Genomic DNA, 26,173 nt, shown 5'->3' with positions numbered 1-26,173 from the left:
GTGCCGAGCGCCCACGCTGACTTATGCGACCTCACTCGGTTGGTGGGTCATCTGGCGTCGTTCGGGCTGCTGTAGAGGCGAAGGGCCGGGTGCCAAGCTAGGTTCGGCGTAACCCGTGTCGGGTCCGCCATAGCTCAGACGGCATCTGATCCGGCCCTTCGTCGTCCTTCCAGCCTGGCACTCTCAGCCGCGGTTGTGAAGGGGACAGTTCCAGGGTGGTGTGGCCTCCCGGGGGCGTCAGGGGGGTGGTTTCCTCGTCCGGGCAAAGGGTGCGCCGGTGCTCGTCGCCGTCCACGTCGTTCGTCCTCGCTGCGCTGCGGGCGCTGCAGGTGGACAGCTCCTGCGTCTCCGGCGCCGACGGCCAGGACCGAGGAAATCCCAAACCGGTGTCAACTCCAGCGGGACGGGTCGTAGCCGGCCTGATCGCGGACCAGCGCATAAGCGATCCGGGTGGCGCGATGCGCCAGCGCGCAGCCGATGATCCCGCCGTGCTTGCCGCGCGATTTCAGTTCGCCGGCATAGGCTTTGGCGGCAGGTTCGGTCAGCCATAGACCCATACCGAGGTCGATCAGGGCTCGACGCAGCGCCACACTGCCCTCGCGGCTGATCTTCCCGTCCCGGCGTTTACCGGCCGATTCGTACTGCATGGGTGAAAGTCCCGACGCCCGGTACACCTGACGGGGTCCTGGCCACCGGTCTGGATCACCGAGGGCTGCAGCGTAATTGGATACCCGGACCACACCCCAGCCCGGCACCGAGGTCAGCGTGTCGAACGGGCTCAGCGGCAACAACGCCGCCAGTTCAGCCTCGGCATCCTCGATTTGGGTGTCCAGGTCGACCAGCAACCCCATGTCGGCGGCCAACACCCGCCGGGCCACCACAGCGTCGCGGGTGGGTAGCGCGTCTTTGGCGGCGGCCACCAGCCGCTGCGCGACCGGACGGCGCAGCTGGACATCGCGGAGGGCGGCGAAGCGGATCAGCCGGCTGGCTCCCAGGGCACAAAGCCGGGCGGGGTCGCTGAATTCGGCGGCGACCAGCCGGCCGATCTTGGTGCCCAACACATCAGGCAACACCCGGGTCAACCCCGGAAACGCGCGGTCGAGTTGACCGAGTAGCTGATTTTTCGTCGCGCTACGCGCGGCGACCCGCCGCGATCGGTGGGTAGCCCAGGCAGCCAGCTCACCAATGCGAACCGCACGATCGGTGATCAACTGCCCTCGCCCGGCCAACGCCAGCTCGGTGATGGCCTCCAGGTCAATCGCGTCGGTCTTCACGCGCCGCCGGCCCGCGACCCGCCGTTGCTCAGCAACATGAGCCGGATTGAACTCCAAAACCTCCCACCCGGTCGGCCACCGATAATCCAGCACCGGACGGTGGTAATGCCCCGCCGCTTCGACACCTACCTTCACCTGCGCAGATGGCGGCACCACAGCCACGATTCGATGCACCGCCGCAGCTAACCCCGAACGGCTCATCGCAAACTCGACCGGACCCAACAACCGCCTACGGGCACTGTCGGTTGCCGACAACATCGCTGAAGTCTTGCCGACATCAACGGCAACGACGATCGTGGACGACGTGACTGGAGCAACATGCACAGACACAACAACACCTCCGGGGTGTGTCAGGAGAACCCGTGCGCCAACACACGGACCTCAAAAGGAATCACTTACAGATCCCTTCCTGACACCTCCGGAGGCGTTTGTGAAGGACCAACCCGATCTATATCAGCTCGGTGCTGGCGCTGATGGCGTCGATGTGCAGGTACTGCGCCCGGGCGCCGGTGGACAGGTGCAGGAAGCTGCGCAGGGTGTGGTTCATCTGGGCGGCGGCCTGCGCGGGCGACAGGTGACCGCCGCGGTGCTCCTGGACCGCGCGGCTGATCGAGCGGGTGAACCGGCGTCGCAGGAGTCGGCGGTGCAAGACCGACAGGAGCGGGGTGCGGCGCAGCCGCGCCGGGGGCAGCGTCCAAATGTACAGTCCGGCAAACCATCCCACGATCACGGCCAGACATCCTGCGACGACCAGCCACCACCAGCCGGGGAATCCGGTCGGGGCTCCCAGGTAGCGCAGCAGATCACCCGGCATAGGAGTGCTCCCGGGTCAGGGCCACGATGCTGGCTCGGATGTCGCTGCTGGCGGCGATGCGGGCCACCCGGATGCCGCGGGTGCTGAAGAAATCGTGCAGTGCGGCGCGGCGTTCAGCTTCGCGGCGGCGGTAGGCCTCGACGATGCGCGGTCCCAGGGCGGCGCCGCCCAGGACGTGCGCGCCGCTGTCGACGTCGTAGCCGTCGGGTTCGTCGGCGGCCGTACCGACCGCGGGCATATCGGCGATCATGACCCACAGCAGGTCGTGGCGGTCACCCAGTCGGCGCACCATACGGTGCAGCCGCTCATCGACGTCGGGTTCGTCGCTGATCACGATGACCAGCATCCTTCGCCGGTAATGCGTTGCTGCATAGTCTAATTGGGTGGTGATGTCGCTGCGCCCGGGTGCGGTGGTTGTGTGGGTGTAGAAGCGGTGCAGCAGCGCCTCGACGTGGCTTTCACCGCGGCGGGCACCCACCCGCACGCTGCCGCGGTGATCGCCGTAGACCAGGGCGAGCTCATCAGCGCGCCCCAGGGTGATCAGCCCGAACGCGCCCAGGGTGTGCAGCGCGACGTCGCGCTTGAGTTCCCCGCTGGGAGCCAGCGCATTCATGTTGCGTCCCGCGTCGGCGATCAGCAGGATTTTGTGGTGCTTTTCAGAGACGTAGCGGCGAATCAGGACTGTGCCGGCGCGGGCGGTGGCTTTCCAGTCGATGTCGCGGATCTCGTCACCGGCCACATACGGGCGCAGATCGTCGAATTCCATCGTGCGGGTGTGCAGCAGGGCATAGCGGCCGCCGTCGAGCAACCCGCGGGTGGGGCCGGGGAAATGCCGCTTGGCGGCGTGCAGGAGCTGACCCATGACAGTCTCAGGGCAGACGCACCGCGGCCAGTACCGCGTCGATGACCGTGTGGGCGGTGATGCCGGTGCTGGCAGCTTCAAAGCCCAGGACCAGCCGGTGGGCCAACACCCGGTGCGCGACGTGGGCGATGTCTTCGGGTCGCACGTGGTTGCGGCCACGCAGCAGCGCCAGCGCGCGCGCGGCGTGGCACAACGCCAGACTGGCCCGTGGCGAGGCGCCGTATTCGATGACCGCGGCCAGCGGGGGCGGCAGCAACTGCCCAGGGGTGCGGGTCACGGCGACCAGCTGGCTGGCGTAGCTCATCAGCGCGGGATCCAGGTGGATGCTGGCGGTCACGGCCTGCAGCCGACGCACTACCTCGAGCCCGATCACCGGCGGGGTCGGGCGGTCTTTGCGGTAGACGCCGTTGTCGCGGCGCATCATGACTTCGACCTCTTCGGCCACGCTCGGATACCGCAGAATGTCTTTGAGCATGAACCGGTCGGTCTGGGCTTCTGAGAGCGGATAGGTGCCTTCCTGATCGACCGGGTTTTGGGTGGCGATCACCATGAACGGGTCCGGGATCGGATACAGCGTTCCCGCGATCGTGGTCTGCCGTTCTTCCATCGCCTCCAGCATCGCGCTCTGGGTTTTGGCGCTGGAGCGGTTGATCTCATCGAGCAGCACGATGTTGGCGTGTACTGGACCCAGGCGTGTCACAAACGAGTTGGTGGCCGAGTCGAAGATCTGGGTGCCGATGATGTCGCTGGGCAGCAGGTCCGGGGTGCACTGGATGCGGGCGAAGCGACCCTCGATCGATTCGGCGATCACTCGTGCGGCGGTCGTCTTGGCCAGCCCGGGAACGCTTTCCAGCAGCACGTGCCCGCCGGCGAGCAGCCCGATGAGCAGCGTTTCCCGCAGCGTGCTCTGGCCGACGACTTTGGCCGAAAATGCCGCCACCAAGGCGGCGATGCTCATCTGCGCGCCCTCAATTTCGTGAGGGGACACACACGTGTTGTCCACGGTCATGAGCGGGTCTCCTTGCTGGGTTAGTCGAAGGTCAGCGCAGGCGGTGTTTTCGCCATATCCGCTGCGCCGAAGAGGAATTGGCTCGCGGTGGCCGTCTCGGTGCCGCCCTTGCGGGTGGCGGCGGTGATCGGCACCGTCACCTTGCCGGAGAAGCTCACCGATAGCCGGTAGGGATCGAAGCGGGAGAAATCCACGGCGCTGGTGTCGGCCGCGCCCCAGCTGACCGTGCCATCGACCAGGGTGCGGGTGTCGTAGGAGTCCAGTTTGATCGGACACCCCGGTGGGGTCAGCAGGTTCGAGTGCTGGCAGGCCGCCATCGCGGCGTTGAACTGATCCTTGACCGCCGCCTTTCCTGTGTCAGACAGGGCGATCTCTGGGCTCATCCATGTCCCCCCGCTCAGCGAGAGCTGGTCAAGCAGTACTGGTTTGGCGCTGACCGTCAGATACGGGTTGGTGGAGGCGATGTCGATCCAGCCGGGAAACACATACGCCGTCCCGTCGGCCACCGGCTTGCCGAAAAATGTGATTGTCTTGGCCGCGGCGTTGCCCGAGGTGGAAAAGTGTTGACCGTCGAGCTTGATCGCGGCCGCATCCAGCTTCCAGCTGCCGTGATCCTTCTTCACATACAGCGTGGTGTCGGAGTTCTTGTCACCGAAATTGGCGACCACGTGCACCCGCCCCATCCCCAGTCCGCCGGAGTCGTCGCTGAGGATCCGGATATTGGAGATCGGCCATTGGGTGATCTGCTTTTTCAGGATCTCGTTGGTCAGGAACTGTTTGCTTGCGGGCTGATCCACCCCGTAGGACAGCGCCGCCTCGGCATCACCGCGCGCCAGCGCCTGCAGATAGCCCTTGACGGCATCGCCGGCGCTGGCGGCCCCACCGTTGGCGGGTCCTCCCCCCGCCAGGGTGAGGACCAGCACGATCGCTACCGTCACCACGACCGCGGCGCCTGCCGCCAGGGTGATCCACAACGCCTTGCGGCGCTTGGGATTTGCGGAGGTCGGCACGAAGTACGGACCCTGCGGCCCGGCGGGTCCCGGTAGCGGCCCGGGCGCGGGCGCCGGGCCCGGGGCCGGGGCCGGGGCCCATGAGTGCAGTCCGCCTTGCGGCGGCAAGGGGGCGTGCGGCGGCGCCGGCGGCGAGGTCCACGGACTCGGTGACCAATCGTTCATGACAATTTCTCCATTCCTACTGCGGCATGTTCGCGGCGATCGCGGTGATGACCGCGACCGGTTGGGCTGCGGTGATGTCGGGACCGCCCACGTGTACATCGATGACGACGTTGGAACGCGAGGCGATCGCGTGTGCGCAGACCGCGCCCTCTCCCCCTTCCAGGGTGTTGACCACGGTGGCGACATCCCCGGAGGTGGAAGGAAAACCCAAGGTGTAGAAGACGGTCACCGGATCTGGGTGAGGGTTGCTCACGCCCAGGTGGATGTCGAAGCACCGCTCCCAGTCCAGTGCGGTGCGCACTACGAACCGCGCGGCGGCGTCGGCGCTCGGGAAAGCCACAACCGCCTCATCGATTTCGTGGGTGTGGTGCGCTGAGGACTCGTGGAGTTTGCGGCCTGCGACCGCGGTGTAGCCGCTGCCCTCATAGCCGGTGTACATCGTGTTGAACAGTGTTGAGGCGCAGGAGGGATCGGTGTAGGACTCCCCGCGTGGGGGCTCGATTACCGTGTAGCTGCGCCCAGCCAGCAGCGCGCTGACGCCCACTGCTGGCCCGATCTGCTGTTCGGTCAGCAACAACCGGTCCAATCCGTCGGCTGTGACCGTCGGCGCCGCGCCAACCCGGGCATGAGCAACATGGGCGACACCTGGCACCGTGGTGGAACATCCGCCGCTGACCGCCGCGCACACCACACCGGCGGCTACCGTGACGGCAAATCGTGTACTCATTTAGCTCACCGGCACTTTCGCTGCGATGGCCCGCGTCAGCGATTCCGCCTGCCCGGTTAACCGTTCCCCGCAGACCTGCACGTCGACGATCACGTTGTTGGCAGCGCTCAGCGCGTGCTCGCACGCCCATGTGGTGTCGTTGGCTTGAGTTGAGGACTGAAATAGAACGCCCTGATGATCCTGTGCTGCACCGATATTGAAGAACCCGTCTCGTGATGCCGGTTCGTCAAGGAAACGCATCTCGAGGCGGCGGTGTTCGCAGGTACGCCACGCGGCCGCCTGCTTGCGGTGGAATGCGGTGGCATCTACCGGCAGCGGAAAGGCTGCCACCGCCTGCCACACCCGCATCAACCGGTCGTGTGTCTGCACGAACTGATTCCGTATGGCTATCCATCCCGAACCGGCATACATCGGGCGCCACGCGACATTCCAGATCGCGGCGCAATCGTCGGAGGCCGTTTGCCCGCTGATTCCGCTGTGGGAGGAGTCCTCGACGGTCATCCCCTCCACGCGCAGTGCTGCGTCCAAAGCAGCCGCCGACAGCAGTAACGCTTCCAGTGCGCTGACGGCGACGGGAGCCGGATAACGACCCAAATCCGCCGCAGCAACCGCGTTTCCGTCCACGCGAATGGTGCAGCCCGCGCTCAACAACGCCACGGCGAGGGCTCCGATCGCCGCGGCGGTGGGCCGGGTCAGCATGGCGCCCCGCAATGCCGACGGTTCCCGCAAACCGATAACACGGCGGCCTTCACCACCGCCCGTAGCTCACGGCAGACGCTGACTCCGACCAAGCCGAGCTCAGCGCAGGCATCAAACCAGTTCAGATACCGGGTAGGCGGGTCCTGCCGCAGGGTGCAATCCATGACGTCGCGTCACCCGCACTCACACAGAGCTAAGCCCAGCACTTTGACGCCGACCACCGTGTCATCCGCCCGCGCGCTGGCGCCGCCGGATGCCGTTACGGCGCGGCGGAACAACGCCAGTGGGGTCGTTCTACGTGCTGGTTGCGTGGTCATGGTGATCTCAGAACGGCAGCCCGATAGCCAGTGGGCCGAACCCGAGGGCGCGGTTCGAGATGAGTTCGATGCCGCGGTTGTTATCACCGACGTTGCTGACACCGAAGTTGCGGTTGCCGAGGTTGGCGAACCCGAGGTTGTTGTTACCGATGTTGTTGAAGCCGACGTTGTAATTGCCGGCGTTGCTACCTCCGAGGTTGAACATGCCAATGTTGTTGTCGCCAAGGAAGTTCAGACTTCCCATGTTGCGGCTGCCAATGTTGAAGCTGCCGTTGTTGCCATCGCCGAAGTTAAAGACACCGTTGTTGCCGTTGCCGAAGTTCATGAACCCGGTGTTGCGGTCACCGAAGTTCAATAGACCCAGGTTCCCGGTGCCAGAGTCCAGAAAGCCCAGGCCGAAGGCGTTCAACGCTGTCTTTTGCATGCCCACAGCGGCCTGGTGGATGCCCTGCTGGATGCTCAGGCTGAAACTGGCGATCTGGTTGTTGATCCCAACAGTGATGGAGGCACCGACAGCATCGACCGAGCCGTTGACTTGGGCGATGGCCAGGTTGGTGTTGATACTGGCGTTAACCGCGAGCAGGTTGGTATTGAAGTTCACGTTGTAGGCGAGCAGGTTGGCGTTGTACACGGAATTGGCGACCGCAGAATCGAAATTCGTGCCGATGCCGCCGACGAAGCTCTGCCACTGCTGAGAGACCCCGTTAAGGCCTTGCTGGATGCCGGGCACACTGATCGGGCTCGAGGCTCCGGAGCCGCCGTTGAATCCGGCTGCTCCCGTGGCACCGGTCAGACCCGGCTGACTGAACAGCGCCCCACCCTTGCCGCCGGACCCGCCCAAACCGGCTGTTCCGGCCCATCCACCTGCACCGCCGCCGCCACCGACCGGTGAGCCTTTACCTCCCATACCGCCGTTGCCGGCGGCACCACCCAGACCACCGTCACCACCGTTACCGATGAGGGCCGCGCCCTGACCACCCGCGCCGCCCACTCCCCCGGTGCCGCCCGTGCCGCCGACGCCGCCGAAGCCGTTAAGGGGTCCAGCCGCACCGCCAGTCCCTCCGTGGCCGGCCGCACCACCGACCCCCCCGCCGCCGCCGTGGCCGTAGATCCAGCCGCCGTTGCCACCCGCTCCGCCGGCTCCGCCATGCCCGCCGGCACCGGCGTTAAAACCCCACCCGTTGATGACAGGGTCCGTTCCCCCGGTGCCGCCGATGCCGCCGCCACCGCCCGCACCGCCAACGCCGCCGTTGCCGTAAAGCAGCCCGCCGTTACCGCCGATGCCGCCGGTCCCACCGCTTCCACCGGTGCCCCCATAGCCCACACCCGGGCTCAGGCCGGCGGTCCCTATGGCGCCACTCCCGCCGGCGCCACCAGTGCCCCACAGCCCCGCGGCCCCGCCAGCGCCACCATTACCCCCGGCGCCGCCGGCAACAAGACTCAGACCACCGGTACCCCCGGCGCCGCCGTTGCCGTACAACCAGCCCCCGGCGCCCCCGGTGCCGCCGACACCGCCAGCGGCCCCGGTACCTCCGGAGCCGCCGTTGCCGATCAGCCCTGCCGCGCCGCCGTTTCCGCCCAAGCCGTTGTAGCCGTTGCCGCCGTTACCCCACAGCAGACCCCCGGCCTGCCCGTTCGGATTGGCCGCCGTTCCGGCCGCGCCGTCACCTATCAAGGGGCGACCCAGCAGCGCGTTCGTCGGCGCATTGATCGCCCCCAACAGCTCACGCTCCACGCTTTGCAACGGATCGGCGTTGACTGCCTCGGCCGAGGCATACGACGCGGTGCCAGCAGTCATCAACTGCACGAACTGGCCGTGAAACGCCGACATTTGCGAGCTCACCGCCTGATAAGCCGCGCCATGGGAGCTGAACAGCGCAGCAATAGCCGCTGATACCTCGTCGGCGCCCGCTGCCAATACGGTGGTGGTCGGCGCGACCGCGGCCGCACCAGCCTCCTCCAGCGCAGAACCGATCCCGGCCAGGTCTTTTGCCGCGGACTCGACCAACTCAGGAGTGATGGTGACAAACGACATTTCAGGTTCCCGCAATTCGTAGAAGTTGGTGGGCGTGTGTCACCGCAGTGCTAACCAAGACGGTAACGCATCGGATGTTTTTGTGGATACGATACATTAAAGAATCTAATGCTCGCACCACGCGGTCTATGCGCTTCGTCACTCGCGCAGTTACACGACCGTGACTTAGGGCTTCCTGATCACGCCGAGCGTGGAAGGGCGTCGATATTCAGCAGGTCACACAGCAACGCCATGAAGTCGCTAGCGGATGTCTCATCCAGAAAATCGAGGTCGTCCGGGTCGTAGGCGTGCAGGTAGTCGCCGCGCAATTGGTAGCGGCCGTCCGGGAGCGCCACGGCCGGCCAGATGCGATCATCGTCGGCCCCTCGTTCGCGGAACTGAGCCGGCCGAATGGTGGCGGCCGGGTCCTTAAACACGGTTGCAGCAGCCGCGATGCGCTCGACGATGTCGGAAATGACGAGCTGTTCGGAAGCGGTAAGCCGCCTGCCCTGAGTGTCATAACCCAGGTACCAGTCAGTGCGGGCATGCCAGCGTATGGCCGCCGGGCAGCTGTAGCGAAGCTGTTCAGCCCGCTCTCTTGTCGGGGCCCGGTCTACGACGACGTCGTGGTTGTCGACGAGTCGCCACCCAATCTCTTGTGCCGCAACCACATACCACGTGACAGGCGGGTTAGCGAAGTGCGCCCGGGCGGCTTCTTCGAATACAGCAAGGCTCATGGCGTGGGTATCCTCTAATTTGCTTAGGCGGGCGTGAAGTCGACAGTTAAGGTCGCGTGGCGGGCCGCAGCGCCGTAACACCTGGGGCGTCTGCGCAGATGGACCCGATAATCCGATATGCCTCGGACTCGGCTTGGCTGCCCTTCCAGCATCTCGCCCGCCTCCTGTGTCGCCCAGCGTTTCTTCGTCAGTACGTAGCCTGTTGCGCGGTCCTGCGCGATGGCGCTGTTTATATCAGCGAGTATTGGAAAGGTGCAACATTTATCTCAGCTATAGCCGCCACCGCAGTCGCCTAACCTGGACGTTCCGCGCGGAACGCGCAAATCGACGGCCTCGACCGGCCATCAACTGCATAGACGCGACGAGACTTGGGAGGTGTCCGAACCAGAGGGATCCTTCGAAACGGGTAAACCCCCTGAGAGACAATGCTTTACGATTCCTTCATGCGCCTACGCGCTGATGCGTACATCTGTGCAGACGCAAGCTGCAGACGTCTGAGCATCGGCGACCGGCGCCATGTAACAGCTCCCAGGGCCAGGTTCGCAGCCCGTGTTTACTCCAGCGAACGGCCCGACTTTCGTTCTTCGCCGTTGCTGATGTAAATTGCCATCGAGGGTTCGGTGCGCTGACCACCCGCAGTCCGGTCCGTCCGCTCTCTCCTCGCTGCGGTGACGCGTTCGCCAGTGCTGGCGCTTGCCCGAGCGACTATGGGGAAAAACTCCAGGTCACAGCGGGACTAGGTTATGGGTGCAGTAAGGGAGTGATAAGTGTCAGCTGGCGCATCGGGCGGCGGTGGATCTCAGGTCAGTTCTGATCTAGCTGCGAAGCTGAACAGGCTGTTTGACATCGTGCGCAAGCCAAACGAGCCGCCCATGTCGAATCAGGCTGCTGTCGAGAAAATCCAGGAGAAGACTGGCGTTGCGATCAGTGCGACGTACATGTGGCAGCTCAGGAACGGCTCCCGCACTAACCCTACGGTTCAGCACGTGCGCGCGATTGCGAAATTTTTCGGGGTGCCGACCGCCTACTTGGTCGACAATGAAAGTGACGAACGAATCGAAGCGCAGCTTGGATTACTTGTCAATCTTCGTGACAGCGGCGTGCGCGACCTGGCAGCGCGCGCATCAGGGCTAACCCCGGATGCACTTAGAGGCGTAGCTGCTATGGTCGATGCGGCCCGTAAAATTGAGCGTTTACCGCCGATCGCTCAGATTCCCGGCGAGGTTTAGATGAGAAGATCGGGTGCTGAAATGCTCGCGATCGCACGCGAGCTTCCGATTCCTGTCCCCTGGGATAGGAATGCATTCATAGAGAATGTCGCGCAGCTGAGAGGCCGCCCAATCCGGCTGGTCGCTGCGGATACGGCTGCATTTGCCGATGGCCCGTGTGGGCTATGGGTGATGTACGACGACGAAGACGTCATCCTTCATGAAGCCGGGACGTCCGATTATCACATCGACCAGATAGTGGGGCACGAAATCGGCCATATGCTCCTTGAGCACGACAAGGGCGTGCGGGGCGGCGCCGGCGCCGATTATGCCGAGTTGTGTAGCACATACCTCAGTGATCTTGACCCTAGCTTCGTAAAAGCGATGTTGGGTCGCACTGACTATGGGAGCGAGCAGGAGCGCGAGGCCGAGCTGTTCGCTTCCGCGCTGGTGATGGCCGTTGCAGAAGCCTCCGAACGCCAATCGATGTTGCGTCGCGTGTTCTTCCGTCGGTGAGCGCTTCCACGGTGCCGGGCTTCCTCGCCTGGCCGTTGATCGCATTCATGAGTGTGGTTTTACTGGGGCGCTACCGATGGTTCAACGAGAATCTCTCGGAGAAGTACATCAACAACACCTTGGCTTTCTTGTGGGCGGCGCAGGTACTCCGCGAACGTTTCGTACAAAGGGTGATGGTCGATTCAGCGTTCGTCACTGAGCCGGGCGCGTGGCAATTGAGTACCGCGCTTATGGGCTACAGCTTCACCGAATTCATCGGATTCAGCATGCTGTGGTCGGGAATGTCGGAAGTGGAAACCCGTCATAAACACCGGTACTACCGCGTGGCGGCAATATTGCTGATCGCCGGGTTTCTCATCTTCGGAACTCGCGCCCGTCTTGCCAAGAAACCTTTGGAGCTGTTGGTGGGCTGGGATTCAGTGACAACGCTGAGTTGCCTCACGGCGATGCTGATGGTCCTTGCCATTCGCCTGGTGTGGAATTCCCTCAGCGAGTTGCGGGCGGCCAACAGCAAGCGGGAACGCTGGATTGCGCTTAGCACACTGCTAATGGGACTGTTCGGTGTCGGCGTTGTACTACAAGAGGCTACGTTGCAACTGTTCGACCAGCTGGGTTGGACTCACACCGCCGACTACCGCAAGGGGTCGCACGAGGCCGGCCTCTTCTTCGGCATCCTGGCACCGTTTGTGATCGCCGCAGTGCCACTCGAGCTGAAGATGCTCCGATCGCTCGGACTGGATCGCACGACTCGAAGCTGGCGTAAACTACAACCCCTGCGCGAGGCGATGAGGGCCGTCACCCCAGGAGGATTCGTCGAATCGGACGACGAGGAGTTCGGCCGGCGCGGAAAGTCGACGCTACAGTTGCATCACACCGTCGTAGAGATTCGCGACGCGATCTTGCGCCTGCGTCCGTATGTCCGTGCGATGCCCGAGCATGAAGTGGTTCGTTTTCTAGGTGAGTCAAAGTCTGTTCCTGCGAGCGAACGCGAGGCGGCGCTGGCAGCGCTGCGCCTCGCTCATGCCGCGAAAGCGAAAACTGTCGGCATCACACCCGATCCCGCCGACGGAGACTCCGCGCTGATCGTCACCTCGCGAGCGACAACTCTCGAAGAAGAAGCGGACGAACTGGTCACGCTGGCGAGATGGTGGCCGAGCGCGTACGCCGCAGCGAGTTCTGCGGCCCACACGAAAGCGAGTCCAACACCATGACCACGCCAACCGCCGCCGCCGTTCCGCACTCACGCTTTCGGCTTCCTTTGCTTGGCGATCTCCTCACCATCGACTTCGCCAGCCCTGTACTAGGAACGACCGACAAGCTGCGCAAGTCCGCCGACGGAATCTTCGAACAGCGCATCTTCGCCCTGTCAGCCGTCGCTATCTCCGATGCTGCCCTGATCGAGGAAGTCAACGACGAAACCCGTTGGCAAAAACATGTCGGGCCGCTTGTCGACAAGCTGCGCCTCACACTCGGTGACGGGCTTTTCACCGCCTACAACGATGAACCCAACTGGCACAAGGCCCACAACATCTTGATGCCGGCGTTCACCAAAACAGCCATGAAGAACTACCACGAAAGCATGGCTACCACCGTCCAAGAACTCGTCCAGGCATGGAAAGGCCATAGCGCCAACCGATCTTGGATCGACGTCCCCGCCCAAGCCAACCGGCTTACCGTCGAGATCATCGCCCGCGCGGGATTGGGCCACACCTTCGGCAACCTCGGTGCTCCTGGGGAGAACGCTTTCAGCGCGGCCATCATCAGCGAGCTGGGTTATGTCCGGCGCGCGATGCGCCTCGACCCGATTCCCTTCTACACCAGGCTGTTCGGGAAGAGACGCTATCTAGAGCACTTGGCCGACCGGGAATTTATTCGAAACCTCGTGTGCGGCATTGTCGATGCACGCCGCAACAATCCGACGCCAGGCGCAACCGAGAACATGCTCGACATCATGCTTAACAGCTCGGATCCAGACACCGGTGAAAAACTCAGCGACGAGAACGTTGTCAACCAGATCCTCACCATGATGGCTGCCGGTAGTGAGACGTCAGCTAACACAATCTCTTTCGCCCTGCACTACCTTTCCGCCCACCCCGAAGTGGCGGCTCGGGCACGGGCCGAAATCGACCAACGCTGGCCTCAGTCGGAATTTCCGCAAATAGAGTTCGACGACATCGCCAAGTTCAGATATCTTCGCCGGGTGGTCGATGAAACGTTGCGTCTGTGGCCGGTCGCCCCCGGATACTACCGTCAAGCCCGCCGCGATACCACCATCGGCGATGGCAAATACCCCTTCCGACAAGGAGATTGGGTGGCTGTCGTTCTGCTGGCCGCCCACCGCTCCCCGGCCTGGGGACCCGACGCCGACGAGTTCAACCCAGACCGATTTCTCCCGGAGAACCTGCGCAAGCTGCGCCCGCACATTTACAAGCCCTTCGGCACCGGGCCAAGAGCCTGCATAGGCCGCCAATTCGCACTCCACGAAATCGTATTGACCCTCGCCGCGATTCTGCACCAGTTCGACCTGGAGCCCAAGCCGGGATATCACCTCAAGATCGCCGAAACATTGACTCTGAAACCATCCGACTTTCTGTTACGCCTGCACCCACGGCAACGGCCTGACAACACAGCTAGCCCGGTCAGTGGTGACGTGCGCCAGCCACGGACCACCTGATGCAACTGGCTGCCAACTGACACGAGGAGCCGATGATGCGCCTGCCGTTCCTGCCACTCCCACTATGGGTCGCACGCGGGGTAATCGACCTTCGAGAACGGCTGCTGGGCCTCGCCGACTCCACAGTCCCCGGCGAGATCACGCTGTTCCTCGATGTGATTTTCGGGCTACAGAAGACGAAGATCGCGGGGGTGCTCGTCACCTCTGGGATCGCCGATGCCCTTGGCGAAACCTCCCGTCGGGCCGTCGATCTGGCCGACGAACTCGGTTTGGATTCCGACGTGACAACCAGGATCGTCAACGCAGCGATCACCCTGCGGCTAATCAAACGCGACCGCACCGGACGTGTGCGCCTGACGAGGGTCGGTGCGCCATTACGGCGTGATCACCCGAAGTCGATCGCATCCTGGGCCGCCTACTACGCAGACGCAGACACCGCGGCGGTGTACGCACACCTGGACGGCCAACTGCGCGAGGGGGCCGAAATATCCGGATATAGACGAGCATTCGGCAAATCATTGTGGGAGTACCTAGGTGAACGCCCGGAACGGGGAGCGGCATTCGCAGACGCGATGCGCCAACTCACCGAGTTCGATCTTGCCGGGATCGCGCGGTCCTACCCCTGGCCGAAGCGCGGAATCATTTGTGACATAGGCGGCGGAGTCGGCCACCTGCTTGCGGCCATCCTTGAACAGCGCCCTGATGCGCGAGGCATCCTGCTCGATGCCCCCGATGTCCTCGAGCAGGCAGACGGATTTCTCCGCGAGAAGGGGCTCGCCGACCGGATCGAATGCCGCGCCGCCGACCTGTTCAGCCAACTCGACGCTCAAGCGGACGTGTACACGATGAAATGGATCTTGCATGACTGGAGCGACGACGCATGTCGCGACATCCTCAAAAGGGTGCGCGCCACCATGCCGATCGGCTCCAAGCTGGTCACCATCGATCAACATCACGAATCTGCCCGTCCTAACCCGTTTACTGCCATGGCCGACGTCATGATGCTCGTCTTTTGCGAAGGTGGGCGAGAACGCTCCCCTGAACAGGTACAGGCTCTGATGCGTGACGCCGGATTCACCCCCGCGCGAGTTCGCCACTTCGGTCCGACGATGTTGGTCGAGGCCATCGCCGATTAAACGACTCATCTGAATCCAAGAGCATGCATTTCCAGCCCGGCGACCAAATTGGTCCCGATGAACGCAATGCCGCGCTATCGGGGCTCGCTAGGGTGCTGAGGGCGTCTTGCGCGCTCGTCGATGTGAGTCTCAATTGCGCTGGCCTTAGGCGCACTTGGCGTTGTGGGCGGGTACGTCCAGTTCGCCCCGTAGGCCGTCTCGGCGGTGCTGCAGGCGCGTGTAGTGGTGGGGCAGGTCTTTGTACTTTGTACGTGTCTTCCGTCCGCTGTAGCGTCCGCGCGACTTTCGCAGCGGCCCCCTCCCCCGCAACCCTGTCACGCTGTTTGCAGTCTGATTGTGGGGCGAACGTGGGCACGAATTGGTGGCGTCCCCTATGGTTCCACCCATGTTGAGGAAGTCGCTCGTAGCCTGCCTGTTGGTTCCTGCCGTCGCCTGCGGCCTGGGCGCGTGTAGCAACGACAGCAACAACGCCGGGAGCAAGGACACGAAAACGGTCACGGTGACCGCTTCGACCGTCACCCTGCAACCGGGCACGTGGGAGTACATCCAAAATCACTACAGCGGGTATCTCGCGCTCACATGCGACCCTCAGCAACCTACGGCAGGCTACTACAGCGCGTGTATCGGTCTGCAAAATGCAAGTATCGAGGGTTTCAAGAACGACGTATCGGCGCTGCCACAAAGCAAGTTCCAAACTGATCTATTAGTTACAATCGTCACATACATTGCTGCATATCGGAATTATGTCAACGCCATGTGTCCCGCAATGGATCCCACTCAGCCGCCCTGCTTCGACATGGCCAAATCCCTCCGAGATTTATTTTCCATAATGGGAGGCATCGTCAACCGGGCAGTCGGGCGGTAGGATTTCGACTTTTCTTCATTTCCGTACGTGACTTTCGCCCTATTTGCGTCCGATCGCCGGCGCGGTGTAACCAGGCGTGCTCACGCACTGCCTCACCGGGTCACGGCTGCCGCGGCGTTCCCGTGAATCGCCCTGGTTCTGCCGGAGACTCGGGCTATTGGATTCCGATTAGTGGTTGGTCGGTCCGTTGTGCATCGTAGAACGCGGCTTCGAACTCGGTGGGCGGTACGTCGTTCAGGTAGCCGTGGAGGCGGCTGTTGTTGTGCCAGTGGACCCAGCCCAGGGTGGCCAGCTCGACGTCCTCGACGGTCCTCCACGGCCCGCTGCAGGCGGGGCCGTAGATCAACTCGGCCTTGTAGTAACCGTTCACCGTCTCCGCCAAAGCGTTATCGAAGCTGTCCCCGACCGACCCGATCGAGGGGACCGCGCCGATCTCGGCGAGCCGCTCACCGTATCGGATAGACGTAAACTGCGATCCAGCATCGGAGTGACATGTCAAGCCCACCAAGCGATTTCCGCGTGACCAACGTGCCATCTCCAACGCATCGAGCACCATCGTGGTGCGCATGTTTGAGGCGACTCGCCAGCCGACGATCATCCTGCTGAAGGTGTCAATGATGAAACAGACGTAGGCCACCCCGGCCCAGGTCGGCACGAACGTCAGATCGGTCACCCAGAGCTGGTTCGGCGCGATCGCCGTGAACTTGCGCCCGACCAGATCGGGGTGTCGCGCCGCAGCCGGATCCGGCGTGGTGGTGCGCACTCGTTTGCCACGCCGCGCCCCCGCGATGCCGGCGGCCCGCATCAGCCGCGCGACCTGATCCCGCCCGACGTCGTGGCCTGCCCGACGTGCCGTTTTCCACAGCTTGTGGGCCCCGTATACCCGGTAGTTGTCCTCCCAGAGCTTTACCAGGACAGGCCCAAGCTCTGCGTCGCGTTGGGCGCGCGCCGAGGGAGCGCGAGTCTTGGTGTCGTAGTAGGTGCTCGGGGCCATCGACACCCCTGCTGAGCGCAGGACGGTGCAGATGGGCTCGACCCCGAACTCCTCGCGGTGGGCGTCGATGAAGTCGACTATTTCTTGTGTTGGCGGTCGAGCTCCGCCCCGAAAAAACTGGCCGCGCGTTTCAGTATTTCGTTGGCACGCTTAAGTTCTCGTATCTCCTGCTCGAGTTCTTTGACCCGCTGCGACTCAGCTGTGGACATTCCGGGCGCATGCCCATCATCGATGTCGGCCTGGCGCACCCAGGCACGCACCGACTCCACGCCATAGCCCAGCTGGCGAGCCACCCGTGACACCGTGCCCTGCTCGGTGCCCAACTCGGCCCGCAGTGTCCGCACCATCCGCACCGCCGCTGACTTTTCCTCCGGGCTGTAGCGACGCGCCGTGGGCTTCCCAGACGCCTGTTCCTTCGGCATACCTGCATCCTCGTTTCCAAGGTCAGGAGCCTCCGGGATTTCCAGGGCGATTCACCCGAGTCAGCTCGCGAGGCCGCTCACGTCGAAGCCCTCAAGCTCACGCGGATTCCGCCGCCAGGTCAGGCGCACCCGCAACACTCGAGGGCGCTCCCGGGTAATAGGGAATGATTCGACGGAACTGGCCCAACCCAGCGCTGGCGTGGTCAAGTCAGAAGTAAAGCTTGCAGTAACGAGCGTTAAAGCCCGATTCCGTCGTCGCCGAGTCCGCGGTCTTTGTCTCGGTACTCTGCGGCTCGGTGATGTTCGCTAATGCGTTGAGCCGCGCGGTAGCTGTCGGCATCGGGCAATCCTGATTCTGCGATCAGTGCTGGGGCGGGGTTGAGATGCAGGGTCCATCCGGGTTGGCGTCCGACTTCGGCCAGACGCCTTGCTGCTGCTTCGGCGGCTTGTCGCGCCGCAGCGCTTTGAGCTTCGAGTCGAAGTTGCATGGTCAGCGCGGTCAGTTCCTGGCGCTTCGTTGCCAGCTCGCCGGCGTGTTCGAAGTCGCCCAGGCGGGTGGTTTCCAGGTCGTCCAGTTCGCCCCGTAGGCCGTCTCGGCGGTGCTGCAGGCGCGTGTAGTGGTGGGGCAAGTCTTTGTACGTGTTTTCCATCCGCTGTAGCAGTCCGCGCGACTTCGCAGCGGCCCCCTCTCCCCCGCCGGTGGCCTTCGCGGCCAGAATCTCATCACCGCTGATCGCTAGCGTGGTTGATGGCACTTGCAGGGTCAACTGCAACTCGTTGTTGAAGTGGTTGCGGCGGGCAATGATCGGTATCCCGTTGATGGTCACGCCCAGCGGTTTGGTCGTGAAGCTTGAGGCGTCGCGCAAGGTGTTGTACGTGGTATGGCATGCGGCGACGAACGGCGCCGCAGCGTCCTTACGTTCGGCATAGGAGCGACCTGCGACCTCGAAGTGTGCTGGTCGAGTGACGCGATCGGCGATGTCCTGCATTAGCGGTGCGAGTGCGTCGATTTCGCTGGTTGTTGTCCTGATCTCTTTCTGCGTGAGCAGCTTTTGGCGATCACGTCGCGCTGCTGCGTCCTGGTGTGCATTCTCTAGCGCCTGAAGACGTTTGACATCGTCGTCGAGTTGAACCTGTTTGATGTAGCGCGGATCTCCGGTTGCAATTGCCTTGGTTTCGGCTGCCGCGCCACTGAGGTCCCCTCCCCCGAGGTCCTCAATTTCGTTGACGGTGACGTTCTCACGTTTGACTTGTTCGATGAAAAGAGCTTTCGCTTCGACCTTCTGCCACATCACCGTGTCGTAGGCGCCCGCGGTCACATAGTTGATGATCTCGACTTCGGTGTTTTGGTTACCTTGGCGCAGTATCCGGCCCTCCCGTTGTTCGAGATCGGCTGGGCGCCAGGGCACATCGACATGGTGGAGCGCTATAAGCCTGGTTTGCACGTTGGTTCCGGTACCCATCTTCTCGGTTGAGCCGATCAGTACTGACACTTCTCCGGTGCGACAGCGACGCATGAGGCTGAGCTTCTCCGCTGGCTTGACGGCGTCATGGATGAAGCGGATAGCGTCGGGTTCCATTCCGCGAGTGATAAGTTCGCCACGGATGGCGGTGTATATAGTGAACTGTCGCGGGTCTTTCGACGGCGTCCCGCGGTCGCAGAATACGATCTGAAATGCGCCGCGTCGTGGCATTTCTAAGCCGGTTTCGGGATCGCGGTAGATGCGATGTGCGTTGGCGGTGTGGATCCGCATGATTTCCGTGGCGACCTCGGCGGGTCTTGATCTGGCCGGGGCATCTATGTGGGCCAGCCTCGGGTCGAGCGAGACGTTGCGACCGTCGTTGGCGATCTTGAGTTGGTTGTCGATATCGGGGCGCCGCGGGTCGAGATGGTCGAGACGCCAGCCGAGATCGCTGATGAAGTCCTTGACTTCTTGGCTTGGCGTGATGCTCACGATGCGTCGCCGGCCGTCGACGAGCTGCGGCAGTTGGATTGGAACTTCGTCACGTGTTACCACGTCGGTGAAAATTGATGATATGGCAAGCAATTCGGGCAGGTTGCAGAACTTGCCGACCCTGGTGACCGGGCGCAGATTAGTGCCTGTCGCGTTGACTTCGACGGTACTGACAGTGGCAGTGAAGGTGGCGCCCCAGTCGTTGATGTCAGCGACGCCGGCTGCAGCGAGCAGGTCGGGTCTTAAGTAGTTTTGCATGACCCACAGCTCCCCAAGGCTGTTGGCTACTGGTGTTCCGGTGGCGAAGGTGGCGACCCGTTCGACGATCTGGTCCTCAGGAATGCCGGCCGCGCGAGCTTCGTCGCGTCGACGTTGCCGCAACAGTTCGAGCTTCATCGCCAGGTCCTCGGCGCGTTGGGCGGCAGTCGGGCAGGACAATTCGTCGATATTACTCAGACGCCCTTTGTTCTTGAACATGTGCGCCTCATCGATGATGAGGTAATCACAGCCTGTCTGCTCGAAACGCAGTCCTGTGTCTTTGCCGGCTTGGCTGGTGAGTTCCTTCAGGCGTGCCTCAAGTTTCTTCTTGCGCTGCTCCACCCGCTTTTTGCTGAGTTCGGTCGTGGCCCGCGTTCGTTGCTCGTCGAGTTCGTCGAGCTGCCGCTGGATGTAGGAACTTTGCATGTCGTTGCTGACGCCGATTGCGGTGAAAAGGGATTGAGGAACGATGACCATGTCCCAGTCGGAGGCTGCTGATTGAGCGGCTAGTCGTCGGCGCCCTTCGGGGTCGGTGGCTGATGCACCAAGCAGGATGTTTGCGGCGGGATACCACTGTTTGGCTTCTCGTCCCACTTGCTCCAGAATGTGATTCGGGACGACTATCCATGGCTGGTTGACGAGTCCGAGTCGTCGTAATTCCATGGCACCCATGAGCATTGACCCAGTTTTCCCGGCGCCAACGACGTGGTCGAGTAGCACTGTGGGCTCAGCAATGATGCGAGCGACGGCATCGCGCTGGTAGGGATGTGGGTTGAACTTGTTCGATAGGCCGGGCAGGCTGAGATGATCGCCGCGGTGCTTAGGGGCTCGGAGACTGTTGAAACGCCTGTTGAATTCAGTGACGAGAGCTTCTCGCCTGACGTCCTCTGCGAAGATCCATTGTTGGAATGCGCTGGTGATCTTGGACGCCTTGGCTTGGGCAGCGAAGGTTGCTTCGGCGTCCAGGGTAGGGCCGGCTTTTTCTGCTACATCGGCGGCTGGGCGGTTGATTACGATCGATTTGGAGTTGCAGAGTGCATCCAGTATCTCGATTGCATCAGCTTTCTCGGTGCCCCAGGTCTCTGTCATCGCCACAGTGGCGCGTTGGTATTTGGGGCATTCCAATGTCCATGACCCGTTGATGTGGTCGACCGCTACGGTCTTTGCGCCGAAGGTTTCGCGGGCAAATTGAGCGATGTAGGTCGGGTCTATCCATGGCGCGCCGGGGCGTGTCTTGATCTGTGGGGCTTCTTTGTCGGTGGGCATTACCTCGCGCAGGGCTGCGGCGTAATCGGCGTAAATGGGGTTCGATTCAGCGGCTTTGTTTGCCGCTGCGAGCTTTTCACGCACGTTGCCTGATAGTGCGGTGACTTCAGGCACGAGTTGCAGTGGATCGTGAAGGGCAGGGTATACCAGACCGCGCAGTTGTGGGAGTACCTGTGTCGGGGTGCAATCGAGAAGTTCGGCAATGTAGTCGATGTCGACCCGGTGGTGCTGATCAAGGCTGAGCGCCAGTGCGTCGGTGATGCTAGTGGCGTCGTCCGGTACGTGCCGCTCCCCTAAGAGGTCGACGGAGAATATCGGGGCTTTGATGGCCGTTGCGGTGTCTTCATCGAAGATCTCCAGCGCGGCGACGATGGCCCAGCCGGGATCGTTCTTCATCCCGCCGTCGAGATGGGGGCGGCGTTTGTAGGAGCTGCGGGGTATCCATCCGGCCTCGTCCCATTGTTGGGCGAGGTGGTCGGGGATCGGGCCGCGGAAGGGATGGCCTTCTATCCCTTGTTGTTTGCGCCATGCTTCTTCCAGGGCAGTGACTTTGCGGTCGTGACTTTCTTGGGTTGGGGGTGCGGGGTGAATCCATTTGAATCGGTTGATCAGACCGTGCTTGGTCACGTATGCGTCGTAGAGGGTGTTGAGTTGCGCCCGAAGGTGTTCGCGTCGGTCAAGGGCCTGTCCGTTGCGTTGGGAGGTGATCACGGCTGTAGCGGCGTCGCGCAGCGCGATTAGTGAGCGGGTCTCGGCGACAAGCGATTTCGGTGTTCGTTGTTCGTCCCAGCTGTGTCCCGTCCACCGTTGGATGCTGCGAGTGGGTGGGTGATAACGCAGTGTGTCCAGGGGGATGTCGTTGACGTCGTCGACCGTGAACAGTCCGGGGTCGAAGAAGGTGTCAGTGACGTCAGTCAGTGAGTCGGCAGTGGCGGTAAGCCCTTGACGGCGATTTTGCGCTGATTTGACTATGTCAGAGAGGCATTGCGCGACCGCGCCGGCCAGTTCGGAAGCGCTGAGTTCTTGCCCTATCACCTTGAGAGTAGGTGCGCCATGAAGGCCTTGGCCCAAGGCGAAGCGGCCAAGAACGTTCTCGGGATGATTGGCGAAGTACTCATTAACATTGAGCCCGTCGATGCTTTCAGAGTCGAAGATGCTGTCATCAACGAGGAGATCGACGTTGTCGTGGTCGAGAGCCTCGCTGTTCAGCCAGACGGTAGCCTCGTCGGCGGACTGGTCAGGGCCGCGCCGGCGGAGCATGAGGATGTCTGTGACAACCTCTGTCCCGGCCACACGCTTGAATGCGTTGCTGGGCAGGCGTACTGCGCCGAGTAGATCGGCGTAGCGGGCCATGGCCTTTCGCGCCCGCGAATCGAGACTGTCGAGGGTGTAGCGGCTGGTGAGCACGGTGACGTATCCGCCGGGTGCGGTCAGCGCAAGGGATTTGAGGATGAAGTGGTTGTGAATGGAGAATCGCTGCGGATTGTGGGCGGGGTCGTAGACCGTGAAGTTGCCGAACGGAACATTGCCGATCACGGCGGCAAAGGAATCCGGGGGTACGCGGGTAGTTTCGAAGCCTTCGGAGCGGATCTGCGCCAACGGGTACAGGGCTGCTGCGATCTTGGCGGTGATCGGGTCGTTTTCCACGCCGACCATGACCGCATCCGGTGGGGCAAGGCCGATGAATGTCCCTGATCCGCAGCCTGGTTCGAGCACGCGACCACCGCTAAACCCAGCCTGTCTGAGCGCGGTCCACATGGCCTGGGCGATTTCGGGATCGGTGTAGTGAGCGTTAAGGACGCTGGCTTGCGCGGCGCGGTAGGCGTCTTTTCCGAGAAGTGTTCCCAGGTACTGACGTTCGTTGGCGTAGGTGTCTTTCCGTTGGTCGAAGACCTCGGGCACCGCTCCCCACCCCGACCAGCTGGCGAGAACGTCCTGCTCGGCTGGGGTGGCAGCTCGGTTTCCTTCGCGACGCAAGCGCTCTAGGAGCTCGATTGCGGCGATATTGGCTTTGATGCGGGCCCTGGGTCCAGAAGGCACGCGCACGCGGTTGGGTCGGAAATCGTGTGTCGACCCATCGTTATGGTCGTTGGTCTGCTCAGCAGGTGCGGGCAAGGTATCGACGTCAGGGGCGTGGGGCATCGCTGCTGTGGCTAGGTCAGCGCTCTCTGCGGTAGAGATCGTGTGTTGCGGTGTGGTCTCGGAGCCTTTTTCGGGCGCAGCATCGGGGTGGGGCGCTCGACGAGGGGGCAGCGCCGAGCCTCCCGGGTCCACCGTGCGGGGGTCGGTAGGCTGGTCGAAATCCTCAAAGAGCGAGAGTTGTGGCTGCTCTACTGCGCGGGGTAGCCGTCGGCGAGCAGGTCCTCGTAGACCATCGGCGCCAGGTCGAGGGCCAGTGGGTGCTGTGGTCCGTCTGGCACCGGGAGCTGGTCCTCGAGTCGGGCGATCAGCAGGTAAGCCGCCTTGATTCGGAACATCACCGAAAATTGTGGTGCTGGCCAGACCATCTCTGCTAGCGCCTCGATCGGCTCTCCCGGCTCGCTGCGGTAGCGCGCGTCCTTCCATCGCTGATCCCACGGCACTTGACAAGCCGGTATCGGCTGGTGCAGAGGTGGGTCGAATTCCACCGTCTGCTCGTCCTCGTATTGTTCGGGCGGGATCTGGTCGTAAAGTTCCTGGCGCACGATCATTTCTCTGGCGTTCTGCAAGGCCGTCGTTCGTAGTTGCACCGTGGTGAGGTAGTCCGGATGCTGGCCCCTGTGGTTCGTCCACTCGGCGATCGCCGTCGCTGCCAACGTGTCGGCCAGTTCCGCTGCCATGCGATCCAAGCGGCCGGTCAACGTTTGGAGGTACTGCTCGCGTTGGGTAGGCGTCCAGTCCTCGGGCAGCATTGTGTATTGGCGGTGGACGTCGTCCACTGCTTGGCGCATCCATTGGGTCACGGCTGTTCTCGTTCTCCTGGAAGCTGAACAAATCCGGCTGGTTTTTATCTCTGCGGCCCATCGCAGTCTCCCGATACCGTTGGTCATGAGCAGTCCTCTTGATCTGTGGCATCGGCGTTGTCGGCCGTGTCCGTGCCTGAGGCCCACGAGTGCGGCGTCGGGCGCCGCCGTGGATCACTCAAATCGTCGACCACCAAGTCGACGTGGGACATCGCGTCGTCGATGTCCCTCTCCATCTGTTCCAGGGCTTGCCGTTGACGTTGGGCCCGCGCTTTCATCACTTTGAGCCGGTCGCGGATAGCACTCAATGGCACCAAAAACGGGTGCGGCGTAAGCGCTGGGCCGCGGTTAATGGGGACGCCACCTTTGAGTGCCGCCATCGCTGACCCTGGCTCCCACAGCAGGTGGGTGTCGATGCGATCCAAAGTCTCTGGTGTGGGGCGATAGCCCCGCGTGCCTAAAGTGGCCAATGTAGTGCGCCCGGGTCCACCGATGGCAGCGAACCGAGACTTGCTCATGTTGAGTTCGCGCAGTCGCGTGTCAATCCAACGGGCGAGGTTGCTGTAGTTGTCCTCGGCATCGCGGTTGATGACCGGGCGTCGCGCACCGCCGGAGCTGCCTTCCCGTGGCGTAGGGTCCAACCCGTTCATGACAGCCACGGACGACCCGAGTTCCCAACTAAGCAGTTCATCAAGTCGTTCCAGGGTATTGCGGTTGGGGACGCGATCATCCTTACCCAGCAGATTGAGGGTCGAACGTGACACGTAGCCGAGCTTGCTCGCCTCTAGCTGACTGAGTCCGAGTTCGCGTAGACGGTCGTTCATGAACTTCGCGAGCCGAGGTACGTCTGGCCTTGCCTGAGTGCGTGCCAGCATTTCGACGTCCTCAATCGTCATGCCAGTTTGAGCAGCGACGTCGGAGATGTCGTTGCCTTCGCTGAGTAACGAGCGCGCCAGTCGCGTAGCCCCGTCATCGTCTGGCTCGGCGATGATGCCCACCCCTCCTACTGATGACTGCGTCACTGCGTCGCAACTGCCCTGCCCGAGGCAATGTTACATGCGTCAGCGTTGCACTCATAGAACAGTAGCGACACCGCGGCAACATAAGGGTGTTTACGTCAATAAGCAGGAATCGGTCGGACTGCCTGAGACGGCGTGCGCGCCGGGCTGCGAAGTTTCTAGCCGGCGCGCTGAGCTGCTACTGGCAGCGAGGACACATCAGCTGGCCCGACTACCTGCGCTACTGGACGTTCAGGGACGTCGAAATGATGAAAGCTTCACCTTCTCCCCTGATGGGGCGACGTCATACCGCGGCAGCGACCGTCACACCCGAGCGGGAGCGAATGAAGATATGCGGGTATTTGGCCGCAAGGGCGTCGTAGACGAGTTCTGACATGTCGCCGCCTTGCCCGTCGGCTAGATCCTTGAAGGACTCGTGCTCGTCAGGCAACAGGCGGATGCCGAGAAGCTTGGTCCGTTGCGCCTTCTGTGAGTGCGGTTTCCGAGATTGCACGCGATGGCCTCCTTCACGTCGCCGCACGGTGCTGTATGTCCAAAGTGTACAAAATGCGGTATCGTCAGCCACTAGCAACACCCGGCGTGTCGCTGTACGGCAGGAATTCCGACAGCGTTCTAGACATTTTAGTCATCACGTCAAAAGATGGAGCATGGGTCGTGGCGGGTAGCGACGGGTGGAAACAGCCGCCGGCCGGGGTGCCTTCCGCGCCTGACCGTTCACGACCTTATGTGTCACTGAGCGATGCCGCTCGTCGGTTGGGAGTCGACCGCCGCACACTGCTGCGAGCGGTCACCCGCGGAGATGCCGCGGGCTGGGCCCGACCAGGTCCTGACAACCTGCGGTGGTATGTCTACGAAGACGTCCTAGACACTGCTGCGCAGCCTCAGGACGACCCTCTACCCGTAGCACCATCCTCTCCGGAGGCACAGAGGCGCATCGCTTCGTTGGAAGACGAAATTGCCGCCCTGCGCGCACGGGTCGTAAACGTTTCAGAGACCAACCTGCTGCTACTCGCCGCACAGGACGACCTAGCGGCAGCCTTCGCCGCGGCGAATTCGGCGGCCGAGAAGTACCGACAGGCCCTGAGTCTGTACATGACACCAGGACATGTCGGCGATCTCAACGGCGGGTACTGACCAGACGCGACCAGGGCGGCAAGCTCGACGCTTTGCGTCTTTTGTTCGACCGCGGAGTCAGGTCGGGTTACCTTTGGCTCTCGGGGCCGCGCATCTGGGCCAGGCTGTGGAGGGCTCGCGGCGACCGTTGGGCATCGCCTAGTTGGGAGAGACGCC

Annotated in this window: 21 protein-coding genes and 1 other annotated feature; of the genes, 7 read left to right on the top strand and 14 right to left on the bottom strand. The window is 62.7% G+C overall.

Annotated features, from left to right (window positions below; genetic code table 11):
• Positions 1-389: 389 nt before the first annotated feature.
• From QXK92_RS32715 to QXK92_RS32675, 9 genes are all read right to left on the bottom strand, one after another.
• Positions 390-1,604, bottom strand: a complete 1,215-nt coding sequence (locus tag QXK92_RS32715; RefSeq protein WP_306248821.1) for an IS110 family transposase — start codon at positions 1,602-1,604, stop codon at positions 390-392.
• A gap of 118 nt (positions 1,605-1,722) precedes the next feature.
• The gene (locus tag QXK92_RS32710; protein ID WP_306248819.1) at positions 1,723-2,088 is read right to left on the bottom strand and encodes a hypothetical protein; all 366 of its coding nucleotides are present in this window, start codon (positions 2,086-2,088) and stop codon (positions 1,723-1,725) included.
• Positions 2,078-2,950, bottom strand: a complete 873-nt coding sequence (locus QXK92_RS32705; RefSeq protein ID WP_306248817.1) for a DUF58 domain-containing protein — start codon at positions 2,948-2,950, stop codon at positions 2,078-2,080. Before QXK92_RS32705 ends, QXK92_RS32710 begins: the two co-directional genes overlap by 11 nt.
• Before the next feature lie 7 nt (positions 2,951-2,957).
• Positions 2,958-3,959 (bottom strand): MoxR family ATPase, encoded by a 1,002-nt coding sequence (locus QXK92_RS32700; RefSeq protein ID WP_306248815.1) that lies wholly within the window; start codon positions 3,957-3,959, stop codon positions 2,958-2,960.
• Between the two features lie 20 nt (positions 3,960-3,979).
• Entirely contained in the window at positions 3,980-5,134 is a 1,155-nt protein-coding gene (locus tag QXK92_RS32695; protein ID WP_306248813.1) for a hypothetical protein, read from the bottom strand.
• A gap of 16 nt (positions 5,135-5,150) precedes the next feature.
• Positions 5,151-5,861, bottom strand: a complete 711-nt coding sequence (locus QXK92_RS32690) for a sensor domain-containing protein (RefSeq protein WP_306248811.1) — start codon at positions 5,859-5,861, stop codon at positions 5,151-5,153.
• Positions 5,862-6,512, bottom strand: a complete 651-nt coding sequence (locus QXK92_RS32685) for a sensor domain-containing protein (RefSeq protein WP_306248809.1) — start codon at positions 6,510-6,512, stop codon at positions 5,862-5,864.
• A 372-nt stretch (positions 6,513-6,884) separates the two neighbouring features.
• Positions 6,885-8,912 carry a PE domain-containing protein gene (locus QXK92_RS32680; RefSeq protein WP_306248807.1) on the bottom strand — a complete coding sequence of 676 codons (2,028 nt, stop codon included), beginning with the start codon at positions 8,910-8,912 and terminating at the stop codon, positions 6,885-6,887.
• A 179-nt stretch (positions 8,913-9,091) separates the two neighbouring features.
• On the bottom strand, positions 9,092-9,628 hold the full coding sequence (locus QXK92_RS32675) for a hypothetical protein (RefSeq protein ID WP_306248805.1): 537 nt from the start codon (positions 9,626-9,628) through the stop codon (positions 9,092-9,094).
• Between the two features lie 767 nt (positions 9,629-10,395).
• On the opposite strand from QXK92_RS32675, the gene QXK92_RS32670 reads away from it, so the two are divergent.
• The 6 genes from QXK92_RS32670 to QXK92_RS32645 all read left to right on the top strand — a co-directional run bounded on the left by QXK92_RS32670 (position 10,396) and on the right by QXK92_RS32645 (position 16,027).
• The gene (locus tag QXK92_RS32670; RefSeq protein ID WP_306248803.1) at positions 10,396-10,857 is read left to right on the top strand and encodes a helix-turn-helix domain-containing protein; all 462 of its coding nucleotides are present in this window, start codon (positions 10,396-10,398) and stop codon (positions 10,855-10,857) included.
• Positions 10,858-10,878: 21 nt separating this feature from the next.
• Entirely contained in the window at positions 10,879-11,352 is a 474-nt protein-coding gene (locus QXK92_RS32665) for an ImmA/IrrE family metallo-endopeptidase (RefSeq protein WP_306248801.1), read from the top strand.
• On the top strand, positions 11,349-12,563 hold the full coding sequence (locus QXK92_RS32660; RefSeq protein WP_306248799.1) for a DUF6545 domain-containing protein: 1,215 nt from the start codon (positions 11,349-11,351) through the stop codon (positions 12,561-12,563). The genes QXK92_RS32665 and QXK92_RS32660 overlap by 4 nt, the downstream gene beginning before the upstream one ends.
• The gene (locus tag QXK92_RS32655; protein WP_306248797.1) at positions 12,497-14,026 is read left to right on the top strand and encodes a cytochrome P450; all 1,530 of its coding nucleotides are present in this window, start codon (positions 12,497-12,499) and stop codon (positions 14,024-14,026) included. The genes QXK92_RS32660 and QXK92_RS32655 overlap by 67 nt, the downstream gene beginning before the upstream one ends.
• A gap of 35 nt (positions 14,027-14,061) precedes the next feature.
• Positions 14,062-15,162, top strand: coding sequence for a methyltransferase (locus tag QXK92_RS32650; RefSeq protein ID WP_306248795.1), 1,101 nt, complete (start codon positions 14,062-14,064; stop codon positions 15,160-15,162).
• A gap of 385 nt (positions 15,163-15,547) precedes the next feature.
• Positions 15,548-16,027 (top strand): hypothetical protein, encoded by a 480-nt coding sequence (locus tag QXK92_RS32645; protein ID WP_306248793.1) that lies wholly within the window; start codon positions 15,548-15,550, stop codon positions 16,025-16,027.
• Positions 16,028-16,181: 154 nt separating this feature from the next.
• Here the strand turns inward: QXK92_RS32645 and QXK92_RS32640 are convergent.
• From QXK92_RS32640 to QXK92_RS32620, 5 genes are all read right to left on the bottom strand, one after another.
• Positions 16,182-17,443 (bottom strand): IS3 family transposase gene (locus tag QXK92_RS32640; RefSeq protein ID WP_306248790.1). Its coding sequence is split into 2 segments (ribosomal slippage): positions 16,182-17,134 and positions 17,134-17,443, totalling 1,263 coding nucleotides; the frame shifts between segments, so codons are not numbered across the junction.
• Positions 17,013-17,144 (bottom strand) — a sequence feature (AL1L pseudoknot). It overlaps the preceding gene by 132 nt.
• A gap of 236 nt (positions 17,444-17,679) precedes the next feature.
• Positions 17,680-23,064, bottom strand: a complete 5,385-nt coding sequence (locus QXK92_RS32635; protein WP_306248788.1) for a helicase-related protein — start codon at positions 23,062-23,064, stop codon at positions 17,680-17,682.
• 188 nt (positions 23,065-23,252) lie between these two features.
• Entirely contained in the window at positions 23,253-23,864 is a 612-nt protein-coding gene (locus tag QXK92_RS32630; RefSeq protein ID WP_306248787.1) for a hypothetical protein, read from the bottom strand.
• Between the two features lie 83 nt (positions 23,865-23,947).
• On the bottom strand, positions 23,948-24,862 hold the full coding sequence (locus tag QXK92_RS32625; RefSeq protein WP_306248784.1) for a helix-turn-helix transcriptional regulator: 915 nt from the start codon (positions 24,860-24,862) through the stop codon (positions 23,948-23,950).
• A 304-nt stretch (positions 24,863-25,166) separates the two neighbouring features.
• Complete coding sequence (locus tag QXK92_RS32620; RefSeq protein ID WP_306248783.1) at positions 25,167-25,376, bottom strand: hypothetical protein; 210 nt, start codon at positions 25,374-25,376, stop codon at positions 25,167-25,169.
• A gap of 449 nt (positions 25,377-25,825) precedes the next feature.
• Here QXK92_RS32620 and QXK92_RS32615 point away from each other — a divergent pair, with 449 nt between their 5' ends.
• Positions 25,826-26,017, top strand: a complete 192-nt coding sequence (locus QXK92_RS32615) for a hypothetical protein (protein WP_306248781.1) — start codon at positions 25,826-25,828, stop codon at positions 26,015-26,017.
• Positions 26,018-26,173: the final 156 nt, after the last annotated feature.

The organism is Mycobacterium sp. TY815 (assembly GCF_030755135.1).
Lineage (GTDB): Bacteria > Actinomycetota > Actinomycetes > Mycobacteriales > Mycobacteriaceae > Mycobacterium.
The sequence above is the reverse complement of the archived record's forward strand: the minus strand, read 5'-3'. Positions and strand labels throughout refer to the sequence as shown.

Coding starts and splice junctions, on each gene's coding strand:
- QXK92_RS32695 (WP_306248813.1), bottom strand. CDS start 5,134: ATGAACGATTGGTCACCGAGTCCGTGGACCTCGCCGCCGGCGCCGCCG.
- QXK92_RS32710 (WP_306248819.1), bottom strand. CDS start 2,088: ATGCCGGGTGATCTGCTGCGCTACCTGGGAGCCCCGACCGGATTCCCC.
- QXK92_RS32665 (WP_306248801.1), top strand. CDS start 10,879: ATGCTCGCGATCGCACGCGAGCTTCCGATTCCTGTCCCCTGGGATAGG.
- QXK92_RS32705 (WP_306248817.1), bottom strand. CDS start 2,950: ATGGGTCAGCTCCTGCACGCCGCCAAGCGGCATTTCCCCGGCCCCACC.
- QXK92_RS32655 (WP_306248797.1), top strand. CDS start 12,497: ATGGTGGCCGAGCGCGTACGCCGCAGCGAGTTCTGCGGCCCACACGAA.
- QXK92_RS32680 (WP_306248807.1), bottom strand. CDS start 8,912: ATGTCGTTTGTCACCATCACTCCTGAGTTGGTCGAGTCCGCGGCAAAA.
- QXK92_RS32675 (WP_306248805.1), bottom strand. CDS start 9,628: ATGAGCCTTGCTGTATTCGAAGAAGCCGCCCGGGCGCACTTCGCTAAC.
- QXK92_RS32690 (WP_306248811.1), bottom strand. CDS start 5,861: ATGAGTACACGATTTGCCGTCACGGTAGCCGCCGGTGTGGTGTGCGCG.
- QXK92_RS32700 (WP_306248815.1), bottom strand. CDS start 3,959: ATGACCGTGGACAACACGTGTGTGTCCCCTCACGAAATTGAGGGCGCG.
- QXK92_RS32645 (WP_306248793.1), top strand. CDS start 15,548: ATGTTGAGGAAGTCGCTCGTAGCCTGCCTGTTGGTTCCTGCCGTCGCC.
- QXK92_RS32650 (WP_306248795.1), top strand. CDS start 14,062: ATGCGCCTGCCGTTCCTGCCACTCCCACTATGGGTCGCACGCGGGGTA.
- QXK92_RS32635 (WP_306248788.1), bottom strand. CDS start 23,064: ATGCCCCACGCCCCTGACGTCGATACCTTGCCCGCACCTGCTGAGCAG.